This window comes from Halioxenophilus sp. WMMB6, from assembly GCF_033283405.1.
Classification (GTDB): domain Bacteria; phylum Pseudomonadota; class Gammaproteobacteria; order Pseudomonadales; family Cellvibrionaceae; genus Halioxenophilus.
In genome coordinates, this window is the sequence record NZ_JAWMQR010000003.1 from 294,444 (window position 1) to 309,082 (window position 14,639).

The 14,639-nt window shown below is 53.9% G+C and carries 14 protein-coding genes; 4 read left to right on the forward strand and 10 right to left on the reverse strand.

Features of this window, described 5'->3' with window-relative positions:
- Positions 1-221 precede the first annotated feature (221 nt).
- Positions 222-1,409 carry a lipid-transfer protein gene (locus SBL51_RS10235; RefSeq protein WP_317930834.1) on the reverse strand — a complete coding sequence of 396 codons (1,188 nt, stop codon included), beginning with the start codon at positions 1,407-1,409 and terminating at the stop codon, positions 222-224.
- 47 nt (positions 1,410-1,456) lie between these two features.
- Positions 1,457-1,891: a Zn-ribbon domain-containing OB-fold protein gene (locus SBL51_RS10240; protein WP_317930835.1), complete on the reverse strand. Its 435-nt coding sequence runs from the start codon at positions 1,889-1,891 to the stop codon at positions 1,457-1,459.
- 212 nt (positions 1,892-2,103) lie between these two features.
- On the opposite strand from SBL51_RS10240, the gene SBL51_RS10245 reads away from it, so the two are divergent.
- Together SBL51_RS10245 and SBL51_RS10250 are read left to right on the forward strand one after the other, a co-directional pair.
- Positions 2,104-3,630 carry an AMP-binding protein gene (locus tag SBL51_RS10245; protein WP_317930836.1) on the forward strand — a complete coding sequence of 509 codons (1,527 nt, stop codon included), beginning with the start codon at positions 2,104-2,106 and terminating at the stop codon, positions 3,628-3,630.
- Positions 3,631-3,861: 231 nt separating this feature from the next.
- The gene (locus tag SBL51_RS10250) at positions 3,862-5,208 is read left to right on the forward strand and encodes an MFS transporter (RefSeq protein WP_317930837.1); all 1,347 of its coding nucleotides are present in this window, start codon (positions 3,862-3,864) and stop codon (positions 5,206-5,208) included.
- A 207-nt stretch (positions 5,209-5,415) separates the two neighbouring features.
- Here the strand turns inward: SBL51_RS10250 and SBL51_RS10255 are convergent, their stop codons facing one another.
- Positions 5,416-6,036: a TetR/AcrR family transcriptional regulator gene (locus tag SBL51_RS10255; RefSeq protein ID WP_317930838.1), complete on the reverse strand. Its 621-nt coding sequence runs from the start codon at positions 6,034-6,036 to the stop codon at positions 5,416-5,418.
- A gap of 335 nt (positions 6,037-6,371) precedes the next feature.
- Positions 6,372-6,584 carry a hypothetical protein gene (locus tag SBL51_RS10260; RefSeq protein WP_317930839.1) on the reverse strand — a complete coding sequence of 71 codons (213 nt, stop codon included), beginning with the start codon at positions 6,582-6,584 and terminating at the stop codon, positions 6,372-6,374.
- A 224-nt stretch (positions 6,585-6,808) separates the two neighbouring features.
- On the opposite strand from SBL51_RS10260, the gene SBL51_RS10265 reads away from it, so the two are divergent.
- Both SBL51_RS10265 and SBL51_RS10270 read left to right on the forward strand, forming a co-directional pair.
- The gene (locus SBL51_RS10265; protein ID WP_317930840.1) at positions 6,809-8,305 is read left to right on the forward strand and encodes a B12-binding domain-containing radical SAM protein; all 1,497 of its coding nucleotides are present in this window, start codon (positions 6,809-6,811) and stop codon (positions 8,303-8,305) included.
- Positions 8,306-8,415: 110 nt separating this feature from the next.
- Positions 8,416-8,979 (forward strand): hypothetical protein, encoded by a 564-nt coding sequence (locus SBL51_RS10270; protein WP_317930841.1) that lies wholly within the window; start codon positions 8,416-8,418, stop codon positions 8,977-8,979.
- A 123-nt stretch (positions 8,980-9,102) separates the two neighbouring features.
- Here the strand turns inward: SBL51_RS10270 and SBL51_RS10275 are convergent, their stop codons facing one another.
- From SBL51_RS10275 to SBL51_RS10300, 6 genes are read right to left on the reverse strand one after another with little or no spacing between them, the layout of a single operon-like run.
- Positions 9,103-10,329, reverse strand: coding sequence for a beta-ketoacyl-ACP synthase (locus tag SBL51_RS10275; RefSeq protein ID WP_317930842.1), 1,227 nt, complete (start codon positions 10,327-10,329; stop codon positions 9,103-9,105).
- Positions 10,330-10,365: 36 nt separating this feature from the next.
- On the reverse strand, positions 10,366-11,091 hold the full coding sequence (locus SBL51_RS10280) for a 3-ketoacyl-ACP reductase FabG2 (protein WP_317930843.1): 726 nt from the start codon (positions 11,089-11,091) through the stop codon (positions 10,366-10,368).
- A gap of 1 nt (position 11,092) precedes the next feature.
- Positions 11,093-11,638, reverse strand: coding sequence for a hypothetical protein (locus SBL51_RS10285; protein ID WP_317930844.1), 546 nt, complete (start codon positions 11,636-11,638; stop codon positions 11,093-11,095).
- A gap of 2 nt (positions 11,639-11,640) precedes the next feature.
- Positions 11,641-12,831 (reverse strand): beta-ketoacyl-[acyl-carrier-protein] synthase family protein, encoded by a 1,191-nt coding sequence (locus tag SBL51_RS10290; protein ID WP_317930845.1) that lies wholly within the window; start codon positions 12,829-12,831, stop codon positions 11,641-11,643.
- 5 nt (positions 12,832-12,836) lie between these two features.
- Positions 12,837-13,406 carry a DUF3261 domain-containing protein gene (locus SBL51_RS10295; RefSeq protein WP_317930846.1) on the reverse strand — a complete coding sequence of 190 codons (570 nt, stop codon included), beginning with the start codon at positions 13,404-13,406 and terminating at the stop codon, positions 12,837-12,839.
- Complete coding sequence (locus SBL51_RS10300) at positions 13,391-14,638, reverse strand: NAD(P)/FAD-dependent oxidoreductase (RefSeq protein ID WP_317930847.1); 1,248 nt, start codon at positions 14,636-14,638, stop codon at positions 13,391-13,393. Before SBL51_RS10300 ends, SBL51_RS10295 begins: the two co-directional genes overlap by 16 nt.
- Position 14,639 lies beyond the last annotated feature (1 nt).

Genomic DNA, 14,639 nt, shown 5'->3' on the forward strand with positions numbered 1-14,639 from the left:
GTTCAATGAACATCAATATACGAGCAGCAAAAACTGACGTCAAGTCAATTTTTCATGGATTTCCATATTTATTCTAGATCTACACGTCGCTCAATGAGATCAATAAAGTAGTGATTTATGGTAATTTTTTGGCATATATGGAATGAACCGGCGGCAATTACTCGATACCACCGGTCAAAAAAAGGACATATTATTAGCTTTTTACGATTAAGAAGGAGAGGCTAACGGGTAACAATTACCGATGAACCATGCCCAAACAGGCCCTGATTAGCAGTAATTCCGACACGGGGATTATCCACCTGCCGACCACTGGCCTGACCACGTAGTTGTAACACCAATTCACAAACCTGCGCCAACGCTTGTGCCGGTACTGCCTCACCAAAGCATGCCAAGCCGCCGGATGGATTCACCGGCACACGCCCTCCAATAGAGGTATCTCCCCGGCGAACCAGCTGGGCAGCCTCCCCCGGCGGACACAACTGCAAATCTTCATACCAATCCAGCTCCAACGCAGTGGAGAGGTCGTATACCTCAGCCAAGGAGACATCCTTGGGCGCAACGCCTGCCTCTTCATAAGCCTTTAACGGAATAGCCGAGCGAAAACTTTGAGCCGCGACCACCGCTGCAGAATCAGTGGCGATATCGGGCATCTCCACCAACCCCGAGGCAAATGTCGGAGTCACCGTAGAGATAGCGGATATACGAACTGGGTTTTTGCAGCCAATTTTTTTCGCATACTCCATAGAAGAGACTACGATAGCGGCAGCGCCATCAGACGTGGCACATATATCCATTAAACGTAACGGATCCGCCACCAGAGCAGAATTAGCAACATCTTCAGCGGTGAATTGCTTTCGGTAGCGGGCATTGGGATTGTGGAAACCATGCCTAGCGTTCTTTACCTTAACCTTGGCAAAGTCCTCGACGGTGTCGCCAAACAGCGCCATACGACGCCGAGCATAGAGGGCAAAATAGGACGGGTTGGTAATACCGAGCCGAAATCTCACCCAGTCCGGGTCGTCCGGACGGTCGCCTGGTGCCGGCTTTAAAAAGCCTTTCGGAGTAGTGTCAGCACCAACCACCAAAGCCAAATCACATTGGCCAGATAAAATTTTTGCACGCGCTGCAGCTAAAGCCTGAGAGCCCGAAGCACACGCAGCATAAGAGGTGTTAACTTCCGCGCCCTGCCAACCTAACGCCTGAGCGAAGGTGGCCCCCGCCACATACCCTGGGTAACCACAACGCATGGTGGCTGCGCCCGACACAAATCCTACATCACGCCAAGGAACCCCGGCATCGGCCAGCGCCGCCTGGCAAGCCTTTACTCCGTACTCGGTAAACACCTTCCCCCACTTACCCCAGGGATGCAGACCCACACCCAAAACAGCTATCTGGTTATTTGTACTCATGAGATTTAATTCAAAATAGACTATCTAGTGGCTAAAAGGAGAATTTACTAGCGTGCAATTGGCGACCATTTCCAAGTGATCACCTCTTGTTCATCATTTTCGAACAAGGTCTCCAACACCAACTCCACACCCATGCCCACCTCCAGGTCGGAACACTCCACACCTGTAGCACCCTGCCCCAATACAATCATCTGCTCACGCTCCAACTGGACAGCGATAATGGTGTGGGGGAGGTAAGGGTCTGCGGCAACAAACGGTTCTGGAGGCTGGTACATGGCATTGGTGTAGGACCATACTGTCCCAGTACGCGACAATGGCACCTCTTCAAAAGAGTCGCTGCAACAGTCTGGATTGCGACAGTAAAGCGACTGTTTTGGGAAATAGTAGGTGCCGCAATTTTGGCATTTAGAGCCAGTCAGATGAGCCTGACCATCCACCAAAGCAAACCATCCCTCGAGAACAGGCACTGCTGTTTTGGCCATGTCAAACACCTCAGTCTGCGCGATTACTCAAGCTTCTATGCTATTCCAAAAACTAACATTTAGTCAATTTATTAACGGGCATTAATTCGGTTTAGAAATAATCGGCATTAAAACCTTTATTTTTCCTTGTTTAATATTCTGCAAGCTAGACTCTCTCTACAAACTGTTTATATTATTGTCACTTCGTCAGTTTTTATCAAAGAATAACAGTCATGACAGCATCCTATTTTCAACCGCAACTGCAAGACAATCCTGAGGCATTGGCAATCACGGATCTCACCTCGAAGCGCACCTGGCTAGAGCTGGATACCAATATCAATGGATTGGCGAGCCTCTTACGAGGCCAATGGCAGCTGAGCCCCGGGGATCATATTGCCCTGTTGATCGGTAACCGTGTTGAGTATGTCGAGGCAATGCTGGCCGGTATGCTGGCCGGCCTCTGGGTAACACCGATAAATACTCATCTGGCCCCAGCTGAGATCGACTACATACGTCGTGACTGCGGTGCAAAACTCATTCTCCACGACCATGAGTTGGCCGACCTGCTACTGCCAGAATCCACCGGTGAAACCGTCAACGTGGTTGATGCCATTGCCAACTTGCTACCGGCAGAGCAGGAAGTATTGATCTCAGGTGAATCCCCCGCCGGCGGCAATATGCTCTATACCAGTGGCACAACAGGTCGGCCTAAAGGCGTTAAACGAGCCAAACCTGCGCTGGTACGGCAGATGATTGAACGGCTGCGCAACCTGGGTAACGCTTTTGGCTTGATCGGCCGTGGCCCCCATCTGGTTACCGGCCCCCTCTACCACGCGGCCCCCGGCATGTTTGCAATCTACGACATGCTCAATGGCGCCCCCATGATCATCCTACCCAAATGGGACAACGCAACCTTCTTTGATACGGTTGCCACCTATCGCGTAGCCACCACGCACCTGGTACCCACCATGTTTGTGCGACTGCTGGAAGCTCGTAACCAGGGACAATTTAAAGAGGCCGACCACACCTCATTGAAATACGTTTTTCATGGTGCCGCACCTATTAGCCGAACGGTTAAGCAGCAGATGATCGATTGGTGGGGGCCGATTCTGAGCGAATATTGGGGCGCTACAGAATCGGGGGTAGTGACGATGATCGACAGCTTCGAATGGGCAAAACACCCAGGTTCCGTGGGACGCGCAGTGTCCAACTTCACGGTATTCATAGGTGATGAGAATGGTAATCCCTCAAGCGAACCCGAAGGGTTACTCTACTGCCGCCATCAAACACTCCCGCAGGTATTTGACTATCACAATGATCCAGAAAAAACTCGCAAAGCGCATCCTCAACCCTATGTCTTTACTTTGGGCGATATAGGCAAAGTCGATAAAGACGGGTTTGTCTATCTGTCCGACCGAGAGTCCAATATGATAATTTCGGGCGGTGTTAATATCTATCCCAGTGAAATAGAACAAGCGCTACAGGAGCACGAACTGGTGGTGGATGTGGCCGTCTTCGGTGTACCCAACCCAGAATGGGGCGAGGAGGTAAAAGCGGTTATCCAGCTCCGTACTGGCAACGAACCACTCACTCAGGTTGTACAGCAACTTCGCGATTTTCTAGCAAATAAAATTGCCCGTTTTAAAATTCCCCGCTCCTTCGACTTTATTGAAGAGCTACCCAGAAACCCTTCTGGTAAGGTATTGATTCGACAACTAAAAGATCACTACACGTCAGACACTACCAACAAGAATGGTTAAAAAGCCATCAGGACAGACTTTTAAGCAAGCCAGAAAACTACTTAGTAATTTTTTATCGATCGAGTACCATAACAACTCGGTTTCTGTTAGTGCGTTTATTAAAATAATTACCGGCGATACCCAGTGATGTGGTGTTTATAAACAAAATCTGACACACCACCACTATTCACTATATTGACCAATCAAAGATAAACCTACGCACATGGTGTGAAGACAGGTAAGGAGTCAGACTTGAACACCTCAATGACCAACCTCCAGCCACATCATCAAGCTGAAACTACCAGCCTACAAGCTTATTATGCACTTGCAGTGCTACTGGCTGCCTACATATTGTCCTTTATCGACCGCAATGTAATGGCGGTATTAATAGGGCCGATACGCACAGATTTGGCAATTTCCGACTTCCAATACAGTTTGCTGCACGGCCTCGCCTTCTCTCTTTTTTACATATTTCTGGGAATTCCCATCGCCCGCCTGGCTGACAACAGCAACCGCAAATGGATTATAACCATCGGGATCTTTTGCTGGAGCATAATGTGTTGCCTATGTGGAATGGCTCGTAACTTAGCAACACTGTTCGTGGCTCGAATCGGTGTAGGCGTGGGTGAGGCAGCTCTATCACCGCCTGCCTTCTCAATGCTATCGGACCTATTTCCACCAGCCAAACACGCCCGGGTTTTTGCTGTCTACAGCTTGGGAGTCACCTTAGGCGGCGGTTTATCTGCCATTGTTGGCGGTTTCATTTATCAATATTTTGCCGAGCTGGGAGGAGCTGAAATACCACTCCTTGGCCACATCAAGGCTTGGCAGATGACGTTTATCAGCGTTGGCTTACCCGGTCTTCTTATTGTGCTACTGCTCTCCTTAATCAAAGAGCCAAAGCGACGCACCGACAGAGACCTGATAAACCAGCAAGGAACACCAAACGCCGGTGAGCTAGTTAGCTATTTAGTCACCCATAAGCGCATCTATCTGGGCGTTATCGGTGCGAACTCGTTGCTGACTGTAATGACTTACGGGACGCTGGCTTGGTTTATCGAGTTTCTTATTAGAACCTACGGAGTATCACGCGAATCCGCAGGATTGGAATTCGGTATTATTTATATTATCGCCGGTAGTTTAGGGGCGTTGGTTATAGGTTGGCTGGTCCAACCCATGGTTAAAAAAGGGTTTACTGATGCACCTGCCAGGATGCTCCTGATCATTGCCTGCTGTCTGTTGCTGCCTGCCGCATTGGGCCCATTATCACCATCTCCAACACTCGCCGTTATCCTGGCTTGCCCGACTATGTTTTTATTGAATGGTTTCTATGGCCCAGCCATGACTGCGCTACAAGCCATCACACCCAATCAGATGAAAGCTCAGGTAACGGCTCTCTCCCTATTTTTCGCGAACCTCTTCGGTCTCACCCTTGGCCCGACCATCGTCGCCTCGATTACTGACTTCGTTTTCGGCAACGACAACTCCCTACGTTATTCGCTGGCTATACTACCATTGATACTCTGCCCGCTTGCCGCAATACTCGCTTACCAATCGCTTAAGCCATACCGTCAAGCCCTAGCGACCGCATCCAGTTAGGGAAACTGACACATACGACAGTAAAACCACAAATGAATGGGAGCCTATAGTAGGCCCAGGAAAGAAGTGCCGCAGTCTCTCAGTAGCGAATGACAACACCACGTAAAAATTGATTAGGTAATTTTGTCTCAGCCAGAGAGATGCTTTGCAATTTTGATATATTGCCCTTGATTTAGCCAAGAGCATTGGATGATAGAAAGGTAAAAATCAGCCTGTCAGAAGGGCACAGATCATTTCAACAACGCCGGCACTTAACTGCTTCCTGGTCTGGCGCATAGCACTGGTAACGCCAATATCATGCTGAGAAGCAATTGAAGCCATTGCCGCGTGAATTACGATAGCAATTTGGTTGGGGTATTTTAATTTGGGGTTTATTTGGGCAATTTTTTTGCCGAGCGCTTGAAGGATATCTTTTGTGGTTTCGACCCGAATGTTCAGGAAACGTAAATTACCTTGGTCGGCCTCCAGGTTACGCACTCGCAATTCAACCCGATACTTTTCCCACAAGCGATTATAGATATCCACAAACTGTTGAACACAAGCAGTGAGCTCTTCTAATGGCCACTCCTTGTTGATGGCCTCCTCCAGCTCTCCCAAGTCTAGCGCGGCGTTTTGAACACAGGCAAACAGCACATCCTCGATATCTTCAAAATAGACGTAAAAGGTAGAACTAGAAACCCCGGCTTCCTGACTAACTTCAGAGACCGTCAGATCTTTGTAAGATCTATGCGCCAGCATACTCAGAGCCACATCCATAATCTTCTGACGGGTCTCTCTTCCTTTGCGGCCCATTTTCTGACCATGCTGATTCAATTTACTTAAGGTCACTAGTTTTAACCGATAATATCAATGGACTCTAAATCCTACCCCAAAAGTAAATTATCGTCAATTATTGGATTGATGAACACTCAGATCATAGCACTGGCACCGAATTATTCCTTGTAGTCCCCTTTTTCTCAGCAGGATTATGGAAGATGTATAACAGGTGCGACACTATTTACTCCTTTTGCCATGAGTACCTCAACAGAACAGTACCAAGCTGCCACTTTATCGATCCCATAGAACTTTAAGTCAATTAGGATCATACCCCTTTCGAACCCTGCCAATGGGGATAGCAGAGCAGCGATGGAAGGGGCATAAGAATTATGCCATCCACCACTGAGTTAATTTGGTACTTTATGGAAACTTAGCTGGTTGTGGTTGTTGCCTGGCCCACCTATGGCAAACTCACTATTTGCGCTCATACACATTAGCTTAGAGCCCGCACTTCCTTTAATACCGTTAACATCTAAATTCCGGTAAGCGACAACACCAGCAGCTAAATACACCATTTTGATTGTCGCCGAAAGAGCCCGGTAACCCGGTAAATTGAGCATGCACTCTCCACACATCAGTCTCCTGTATCAAAAACCAGTCTCCCAAAAGTTGGCCATAGCAGGGTGGTTGCTCCAGCCTGGACGCCCAAGGAGTGCTACGGTCAACGCCTTTCGAACAGTGAAGTGAGTGATAACCACTGCATTCAGGAGTGAATTTAACCCTCGCATGGGGTATAACTGAGCGCTGGATCGATATCGCCCAGAGGCCTGCCAAGGATTTAGCAATGGACAATAATAAAGTCGTACTGATTACCCCACCCTACGAGCGCATTGCCAAGGGTTACGAGTACGTCAAACACATCACCAACGCCTCGCCCTCACTGGGCCTGTTGCACCTGGCGGCGGAGATTCGTGAATTTGGCTATGAGCCCTCCATCATTGAAAGCGATATTTTTGATCTGACCATCGACGAGGTGGCCAACCAGGTGGCCGAGAGCCGCCCCGCTGTGGTGGGCATTACACTCTTTACTGTGGGCGTTTGGTGTGCCGCCGAGATGGCCGCAAAAATCAAAGAGCGGCTGCCGCACATTGTGATTGTGGTAGGCGGGCCGCACATCTCCTCCATGGGGCCAGAGACCATGGAGCGTTTTCGCGTTTTTGACTACGCCATTATCGGCGAGGGTGAAGAGCCATTTGTCGCGTTGCTCGACGCGCTGCGCGATGGCGGTGACATCAATTCAGTACCGGCCCTGATCTACCGCGATGAATCAGAGATCACCGCTAAAATTGTGCAGACGCCCCGGCTTGCCATCAATAAAGATCTCGATCGCCTGCCCATGCCCGCCTGGGATCTACTGCCCGATTTCCCCCACGCCTATCGCCCGGCGGTGTATGACTTCCCCCGGCAGCCGGTGGCCAGCATTGCCGCCTCCCGCGGTTGCCCCTTCCACTGTAAGTTTTGTGATACCTCCACCTTCGGTGCCAGCGTACGCGCCTACAGCCCGCAACGGGTGTTTGAAATTATGCAACACCTGCAAAACAACTACGGCATTAAGCACATTCTGTTTGTCGACGACCTTTTTACCGCCAGTAAAAAGCGCACCACCGAGCTGTGTAATCTCATTATTGACAGTGGTATGGATATCACCTGGAGCTGTGCATCGCGCACCGATGTCATCAAACCCGAAACCCTGGCGCTGATGAAAAAGGCGGGCTGCTGGGAGATCAGCTTTGGCTTGGAATCCGGCTCCAACGACCTGCTGCAAAAGATGGACAAAGCGGCATCGCTCGATAAATCCATTCAAGCGCTGCAGTGGACCCACGAAGCCGGGATTCGCAGCAAGGGATTGTTTATGTTGGGCTACCCCGGGGAGAACCACGAGACCATCGCCCAGACCAAAGCCTTCCTGAAACAAGTGCCGCTGACCATCATGCACCTGACCAAATTCACCCCCTACCCCGGTTCGCCCATCTACCGCGATCTGTACGGCACCAATATTCGCGATGACCACTGGGAAAAAATGAACGGTATGAATTTCTTATGGACGCCAGAAGCGCTCACTCAGGAGGAGCTCAACAGCAACTACCGCAAAATCATCATGAGCTTTTACCAACAGCCGCGCATCAGTTGGTACTACACAAAATTCACCTTTAAGTACCCGCAACACTTTTTGCGCTTACTTAAATTCCTGCTGCTGATGTTGAAGTCTCAACTACGCGATCGCCTAGCAAAACTGCGTGGTAATAAGCCGCAACAGACCTACGTCAATCTCGATAGCTAACAAACCGGCGAGGCCTCTTGGCCTCGCCGACACTCCGTGTTAGAAATAGAGCCGTTTTTTCACAGGCTCTCCTACAACAAAAACCAATTAATTGAGAAAAGGGATTATCTATGAAACGCGTTTTATTCAGCCTTTTGGCGTTAGTGTGCTTTCAGGTACAGGCGGCCAGCCTGCTCGATGACAAGGGTGTTGATATGTTAAAGGCCGACAAGGTCTACCTGTTGTCCAACCTCCACCCGGATGAACAAAACAGTCGCCTTTACGCCGTTAACTATCAACTGCCCGCACTCTTGCCTATGTGTACCGAGGTGGTGATCACTAAATTCAACCGCAAAAAAATGATTTTCTCCGTACCCAGCCGGGGCAACCGCGAATACACCTACCTCTACCACAAGGCGGCAGCGGAGCCGTTTGAAGATCATCTGAAACTCTTTTTTGGTAGCAGTTGTGATGACTCCAAGGTGGCCAAAATGAGTAAGAAGGATCAGGAGGGAATTAAACAGGGCCGGCCAATAGTGGGCATGACCAAAGCCGGCATTTTATTGGCCATGGGTCATCCACCCAAGCACGTCAACCCAACCCTGGACTCCACCGAATGGATGTACTGGCGCAATAAGTTTGCCCGTACCGCCATCACCTTTGACGATAAAGGCATAGTGGTCGGTATTCGTTAACCACCGCCACCGGCGGAATGATCCCAGGAGGTTTTTCCGCCAGCAACGTCGATCAGTGGCATCACCCACTGGTCGACGCCCCATCTCGATTTAGTCCCCCGCCGTTAAAACCCAGCCCACCAATTAGGCCCAACGTTTAAAAATCAGCGAAGTATTAATCCCGCCAAAGGCAAAGTTGTTGCTCATCACGTACTCGTTGTGCAGGTTGCCACCGGCCAAACGCAGATAGTTCAATTCGCCACAGCGCTCATCGACATTGTTGAGGTTGGCAGTGCCGGCGTACCAGTCGCTATTCATCATTTCGATGGTCAACCAGGCTTCAATGGCACCACAGGCACCCAGGGAGTGGCCGTAGTAGCTCTTCAACGAGCTGATAGCCATCTCCGGGCCAAACACTGAAGAGGTAGCGTTGGTTTCGGCAATATCGCCCTGCTCGGTGGCGGTGCCATGGGCATTCACATAACCGATGGCGGCTGGGTCCAATTCGGCATTGGCCAGCGCCTGGCGCATCACCACCTCCATGGTGTCGGCCGTGGGCGAGGTGATATGGCGGCCGTCGGAGTTGGTGGCGTAGCCCACCACCTCGGCGTAAATTTTTGCGCCGCGCGCCTGGGCATGTTCCAGCTCTTCCAATATCAGCGAGCAGGCGCCTTCGCCAATCACCAGACCATCTCGGTCCCGGTCAAACGGCTGTGGCGTCAGTTGTGGGGTGTCATTCTTTTGCGACGTGGCAAACAGGGTATCGAACACCGCCACCTGGGTCGGGCAGAGCTCTTCGGCGCCGCCGGCCACCATCAAGCTTTGGTGTCCATATTTGATCGCTTCGTAGGCGTAACCCACCCCCTGGCTACCCGAGGTACAGGCACTGGCCGTGGGAATAACACGCCCCTTCAGGCCAAAAAAGAGCCCGGTATTGACCGCACAGGTGTGTGACATCATCTCGACATAGGTGGTGGCGGTAATATTGCGGGTGGTGCGCTGCAACAACAGGCCGGCGAAATCGGCCACTGCCTTGCTGCTGCCGGAACAGGAGCCGTAGGCAATACCCATACGGCCATCCTGAATAATGGGGTCATCGAGCAGGCCGGCCTGAGTCAGTGCCACCTCGGTGGCTCGGGTCGACATCAGTGAACCCCGGCCCATGGAGCGGGTCTGCTTGCGGGAGTAATGTTCCGGTTTCTCAAAATCGGTGACCGGCGCCCCCAGCAGGGTACGTAAACCAGAGATATCAGACCACTCCTCCATGCGCCGCACGGCGGTCTGACCATCGCGAAATTTCTGTGAAATTGTGCCCCAATCGTTACCCAGAGCAGTAATTGCGCCTACCCCAGTCACCACAACTCGTTTCATAAATTACCCTAATGCAGCCTTTCGCTGTTTTGTTATTTAAAACATACCGCCATTGACCGAAATCACCTGCCGCGTGACATAGGCGGCGCCATCGCTGCACAGGAAGCTGGCCACCGCGGCCACCTCTTCCGGCTTACCCAGGCGCTTCATCGGAATCATTTTGGTCATCTCCTCGATGGGAAGTTCATCCACCATGTCGGTTTCAATCAGACCGGGAGCGATACAGTTGACGGTGATTTTGCGCTTGGCCATCTCCACCGCCAACGCCTTGGTGGCACCGATAATACCGGCCTTGGCAGCGGAATAGTTGACCTGCCCGCGATTACCCATCAGGCCGGATACCGACGAGAGGGTAACAATCCGGCCACCCTGCTTGGCGCGCACCATGGGCATCACAACGGGCGAGAGGACATTGTAAAAACCGTCCAGGTTGGTATCCAGCACCGCGTCCCACTCCTCGCCGGTGATGGCGGGGAAGGCGTTATCCCGGGTGATACCGGCGTTACAGACCACGCCAAAGTAACAGCCGTGTGTTTCAATATCGGCGTTCAACACCGCCGCCGCCTGGGCGCGGTCGGCGATATCAAACTGCAAAAGGCGCGTTTTACGCCCCATCGCCTCGATTTCTGCCGCCGTCTGCTCAGCGGCGGCAACGCCACTTTTGCAGTGAATGACTATATCGAACCCGTCTTCGGCCAGGCGCAGGGCAATCGCCCTGCCAATGCCTCGGCCAGAGCCGGTTACTAAGATGGTTCGGCTCACCCTACTCCCCTTGGTCTTGTTCAGTTGATTGGTGATTGGCGTTGCGCAAACTGGCGGCAACAAACTCCTCGTGGCGCTCTGGCCGGAAGGCATTCACCGCCGCCGTCGCCAATACCTGGCCCGCGCCATCAGGCTGCTCCAGGCGAATTGTGCAGTCAAAGGAGGATAACCCCGACTCCTCCAGATAGCTGGGTTTTATCTCGGTAAGCAGGCGCATGCCAGGTGTGAATAATCGGGCAGAGGTATCGTAGCAGCGGCTGCCCAAGAGAAAACCAATGGCCACCGGCTTACCCTGCAGCAGCAGTTGGTCGCTGCCCCAGAGGGCAATGGTTTGCGCCATGTACTCAAGCCCCACCCAACTGGGTACGCCACCCAGGTCATCCCGAAAAAAGCGGCTGGTGGTCTGCACCACTACGCGACTGACAGCGTGCACCTCATCCAGGGCGAGAACCTCATCGAGTAAAATCATCGGGTCGCGATGGGTAAGTAACACTTCCAGTTGAGCCTTAGCCTCGGTTGGCAGCCCGTAGGGGCGTTGCACGGTCATTGTCACTCTCTCCCAATAATCACACTGCAGTTGCTGCCACCAAAGGCGAAGGAGTTACTCATCAGGTAGCGCGGTGGCGATGGACGTCTGACCCCGGTCGAGAGCGCAATGGTCGGCAGAGCTGGGTCGGGCTCGCCATCCCACAGCTGCGCCGGCAACAGCGCTTCGCCCTGCGCCTGGCTGGCCAACAGCCAGCAGAGCCCCACCTCCGTGGCACCGGCGGCACCCAGGGTGTGGCCGGTGAGTGGTTTGGTGGAGCTGCAAGGCACCTGCAGGCCAAGCACCTCGGCCACCGCCAGGCTCTCCATGGCATCGTTTTGCGGCGTGGCGGTACCGTGCAGGTTGAGGTAGTCGATCGCCTCAGGCGCCAGGCCGGCATCGTTCAGGGCCCCGCGCATGGCGCTGGCCGCCCCCACCCCCTCTGGGTGCGGAGCGGAGATATGGTGGGCATCGGAGGCCTCGCCCACCCCCAACAGCGCCACCGGCCCGTCGCCGCGCATCATTAGAAAGAGCGCCGCCGCCTCACCGATGGTAATGCCCTGGCGATTGCGGCTGAACGGGTTGCACAGCGTCGGGCTGACCGACTCCAGCGCGGAGAAGCCGTTGATAGTCAACTTACAGAGGGAGTCGGAGCCACCGACAATCACCGCATCGCACAGATTAAGCTCCAGCAGATTGCGGGCGCTGGCAAAGGCCTTGGCGCTGGAGGAGCAGGCGGTGGAGACGGTGTAACAGGGCCCCTGCAACCCCAGGTAGTGGCCGACAAAAACCGCAGAGGTACCAATCTCCTGCTGCCGGTAGTGGTAGCCGGCCGGCACTGCGCCAGTGGCCGCCTGGGCCGCCAGCGCCCGCTCCCCTTCGAGAATGCCCGAGGTGCTGGAGCCAATCACCGCCCCCACCCGCTGGCGGCCAAACCGGCTAATGGCCTCGGCCACGGGGCCGGCAATCTGCTCAAGCGCCGCCAGCAGCAGGCGATTGTTGCGACAACCAAACTGCGCCAGTTCGGCGGGCAGCGCCGGTAACTCGGCCAACACCTGGCCACAGACCAGCTCGCGGTTGGGCAGCCAATCCGCAGCCGGCGCCATGCCCGGGGCATGGCCGGCCAGGAAGTTAGCCAGCACACTCTCTTTGCCCGAGCCCAGGGCATTGATAATGCCCAAATCGACCAGTGTGTAGCGCGTGGCTTCAGACATGTCCATCAATGCGTTTCATACTGCAAGGTTTCGATTTGATATTGATAACCCCAATGCTTGTTGTCGAATTGAACCGGCCCCTGCCAGGGGTCGGCACTGCTGTAGTGGACACTGGCCAGCAACTCATCGGCCTGCCACAGCTGCCGGGTATCTCCCGCCTGCTCCACCCGATAAGGGGTGCCCGCCAGAGCCGCCGCCACCGCTGGCAGTGGCCAGTAGGCCAGTTGGAAATCGGCCAGCACAAAGGCTGGGTCCAGCACCGCCGGCAAAAAGGGCGAGCGCTCGGCCGAGATCTCGCCATCCTGGTAGTGCACGCTAAACAGGGTGGTGCCACTCACCGCACTGCCCACCAGTGCCATCTGCGTGGCATCGACCTCCACCTGAAAGAGCAGCACAAAGCTGTCGCCCTGGCGTTCGCCACTCACCTTCTGCAGCGCCCACAGCTGCTGCTGCAGGCTCGCCGGTGGCAACACCGACAACCAGGGCTGGACATGGGGCTTGGGCCGCAACAGCGAACAGGCCGACAACAGCGCCAGCCCCATCAGCAGCAGCCCCAGTGTTAGGCGCTTTGGCATATTTCCGCCAGTACATTCAAGCGCCGCTCACCCTCCTTCACGTAGGGGTTGTTGGTGTCCCAGGCATAGCCGGCCAAAATCGAACAGATCATCGCCTTCACTTCCTCCATCTGCTGCTGATAGAAGATGATGTCCTGGAAGCGCTGGTCATACCAGGCAGTGACAAAGGTGCGGAAGGTATCCACCCCCTTCACCAATGGCTCGGCATACTCGCTTTGCCAGTCAACCACTTCGCCACGCAGCTGCCGGTCGAGCAGAGCCGCCGCCATACTGGCCGAGCGCATAGCGATGGTAACGCCGGAGGAGAAGACCGGGTCGAGAAACTCACCGGCATTGCCCAACAAGGCGAACCCTTTGCCATACAACGACTTCACATTGGCGGAGTAACCGGTAATTACCCGCACCGGAAATTTGAATTCGGCCTCGGCCAGCAGATCACTTAAACCGGCATCCTCGGCCACAATCGCCCGCAGTTTTTCCGCCGGCTCGCCGCTGTAGTTGTCGAAAAAGGCCTCCCGGGCAACCACCCCCAGCGAAGCGCGGCCATCGCCAAAGGGAATCAGCCAGAACCAGACGTCCCGGTGTTCCGGGTGGATGGTGACCAGAATCTTATTGCGATCAAACTTGCCCGGGGTGATGTGATCCACCACGTGGGTGAAGATCGACTGGCGCACCGGAAAATCGGAGGGGGTGTTGAGGTCGAGCAGACGCGGCAGAACCCGGCCAAAGCCGCTGGCATCGAGCAGAAAACGGGCTGCCAGGCTCTGCTCATTGCCCTCGACATCGCGGTAGGTGACTTGCGGGCGGTCACCATCGAGGTCAACGGCGGTAATCTCGTGCTGATAACGCACATCCACGCCCATGCGCGCGGCTTCGTCGGCCAGAATTTTATCGAAGGTAGCCCGCTCCACCTGGTAGGTGGTGCTCCAGCCGGGGCTGAATTTCTGGCGGAAATCAAACTCGGTGCGCTGGCCGCGGTACTGAAAGGCGGCGCCATTTTTAAATTGAAAGCCGGCGGCGTGCACCGCCGCCATCATGCCCGCCTCCTCCACATACTGCATGGACTGCGGCAGCAGGCTCTCGCCAATCGAGAAACGCGGGAAGGTCTCCCGCTCCAGCACCCGCACCTTATGCCCCTTGCGCGCCAACAGTGCCGAGGCGATGGCACCAGAGGGTCCAGCCCCAATTACCACAACATCCACCGGCTCTTGTTCAGTTGATGCACCTGCCATG

What these genes read in the sequence shown, in the direction of transcription:
- SBL51_RS10235 (WP_317930834.1), bottom strand. Translation starts at nt 1,409, where the DNA reads ATGAGTACAAATAACCAGATAGCTGTTTTGGGTGTGGGTCTGCATCCC.
- SBL51_RS10240 (WP_317930835.1), bottom strand. Translation starts at nt 1,891, where the DNA reads ATGGCCAAAACAGCAGTGCCTGTTCTCGAGGGATGGTTTGCTTTGGTG.
- SBL51_RS10245 (WP_317930836.1), top strand. Translation starts at nt 2,104, where the DNA reads ATGACAGCATCCTATTTTCAACCGCAACTGCAAGACAATCCTGAGGCA.
- SBL51_RS10260 (WP_317930839.1), bottom strand. Translation starts at nt 6,584, where the DNA reads ATGCTCAATTTACCGGGTTACCGGGCTCTTTCGGCGACAATCAAAATG.
- SBL51_RS10265 (WP_317930840.1), top strand. Translation starts at nt 6,809, where the DNA reads ATGGACAATAATAAAGTCGTACTGATTACCCCACCCTACGAGCGCATT.
- SBL51_RS10270 (WP_317930841.1), top strand. Translation starts at nt 8,416, where the DNA reads ATGAAACGCGTTTTATTCAGCCTTTTGGCGTTAGTGTGCTTTCAGGTA.
- SBL51_RS10275 (WP_317930842.1), bottom strand. Translation starts at nt 10,329, where the DNA reads ATGAAACGAGTTGTGGTGACTGGGGTAGGCGCAATTACTGCTCTGGGT.
- SBL51_RS10285 (WP_317930844.1), bottom strand. Translation starts at nt 11,638, where the DNA reads ATGACCGTGCAACGCCCCTACGGGCTGCCAACCGAGGCTAAGGCTCAA.
- SBL51_RS10290 (WP_317930845.1), bottom strand. Translation starts at nt 12,831, where the DNA reads ATGTCTGAAGCCACGCGCTACACACTGGTCGATTTGGGCATTATCAAT.
- SBL51_RS10295 (WP_317930846.1), bottom strand. Translation starts at nt 13,406, where the DNA reads ATGCCAAAGCGCCTAACACTGGGGCTGCTGCTGATGGGGCTGGCGCTG.
- SBL51_RS10300 (WP_317930847.1), bottom strand. Translation starts at nt 14,638, where the DNA reads ATGGCAGGTGCATCAACTGAACAAGAGCCGGTGGATGTTGTGGTAATT.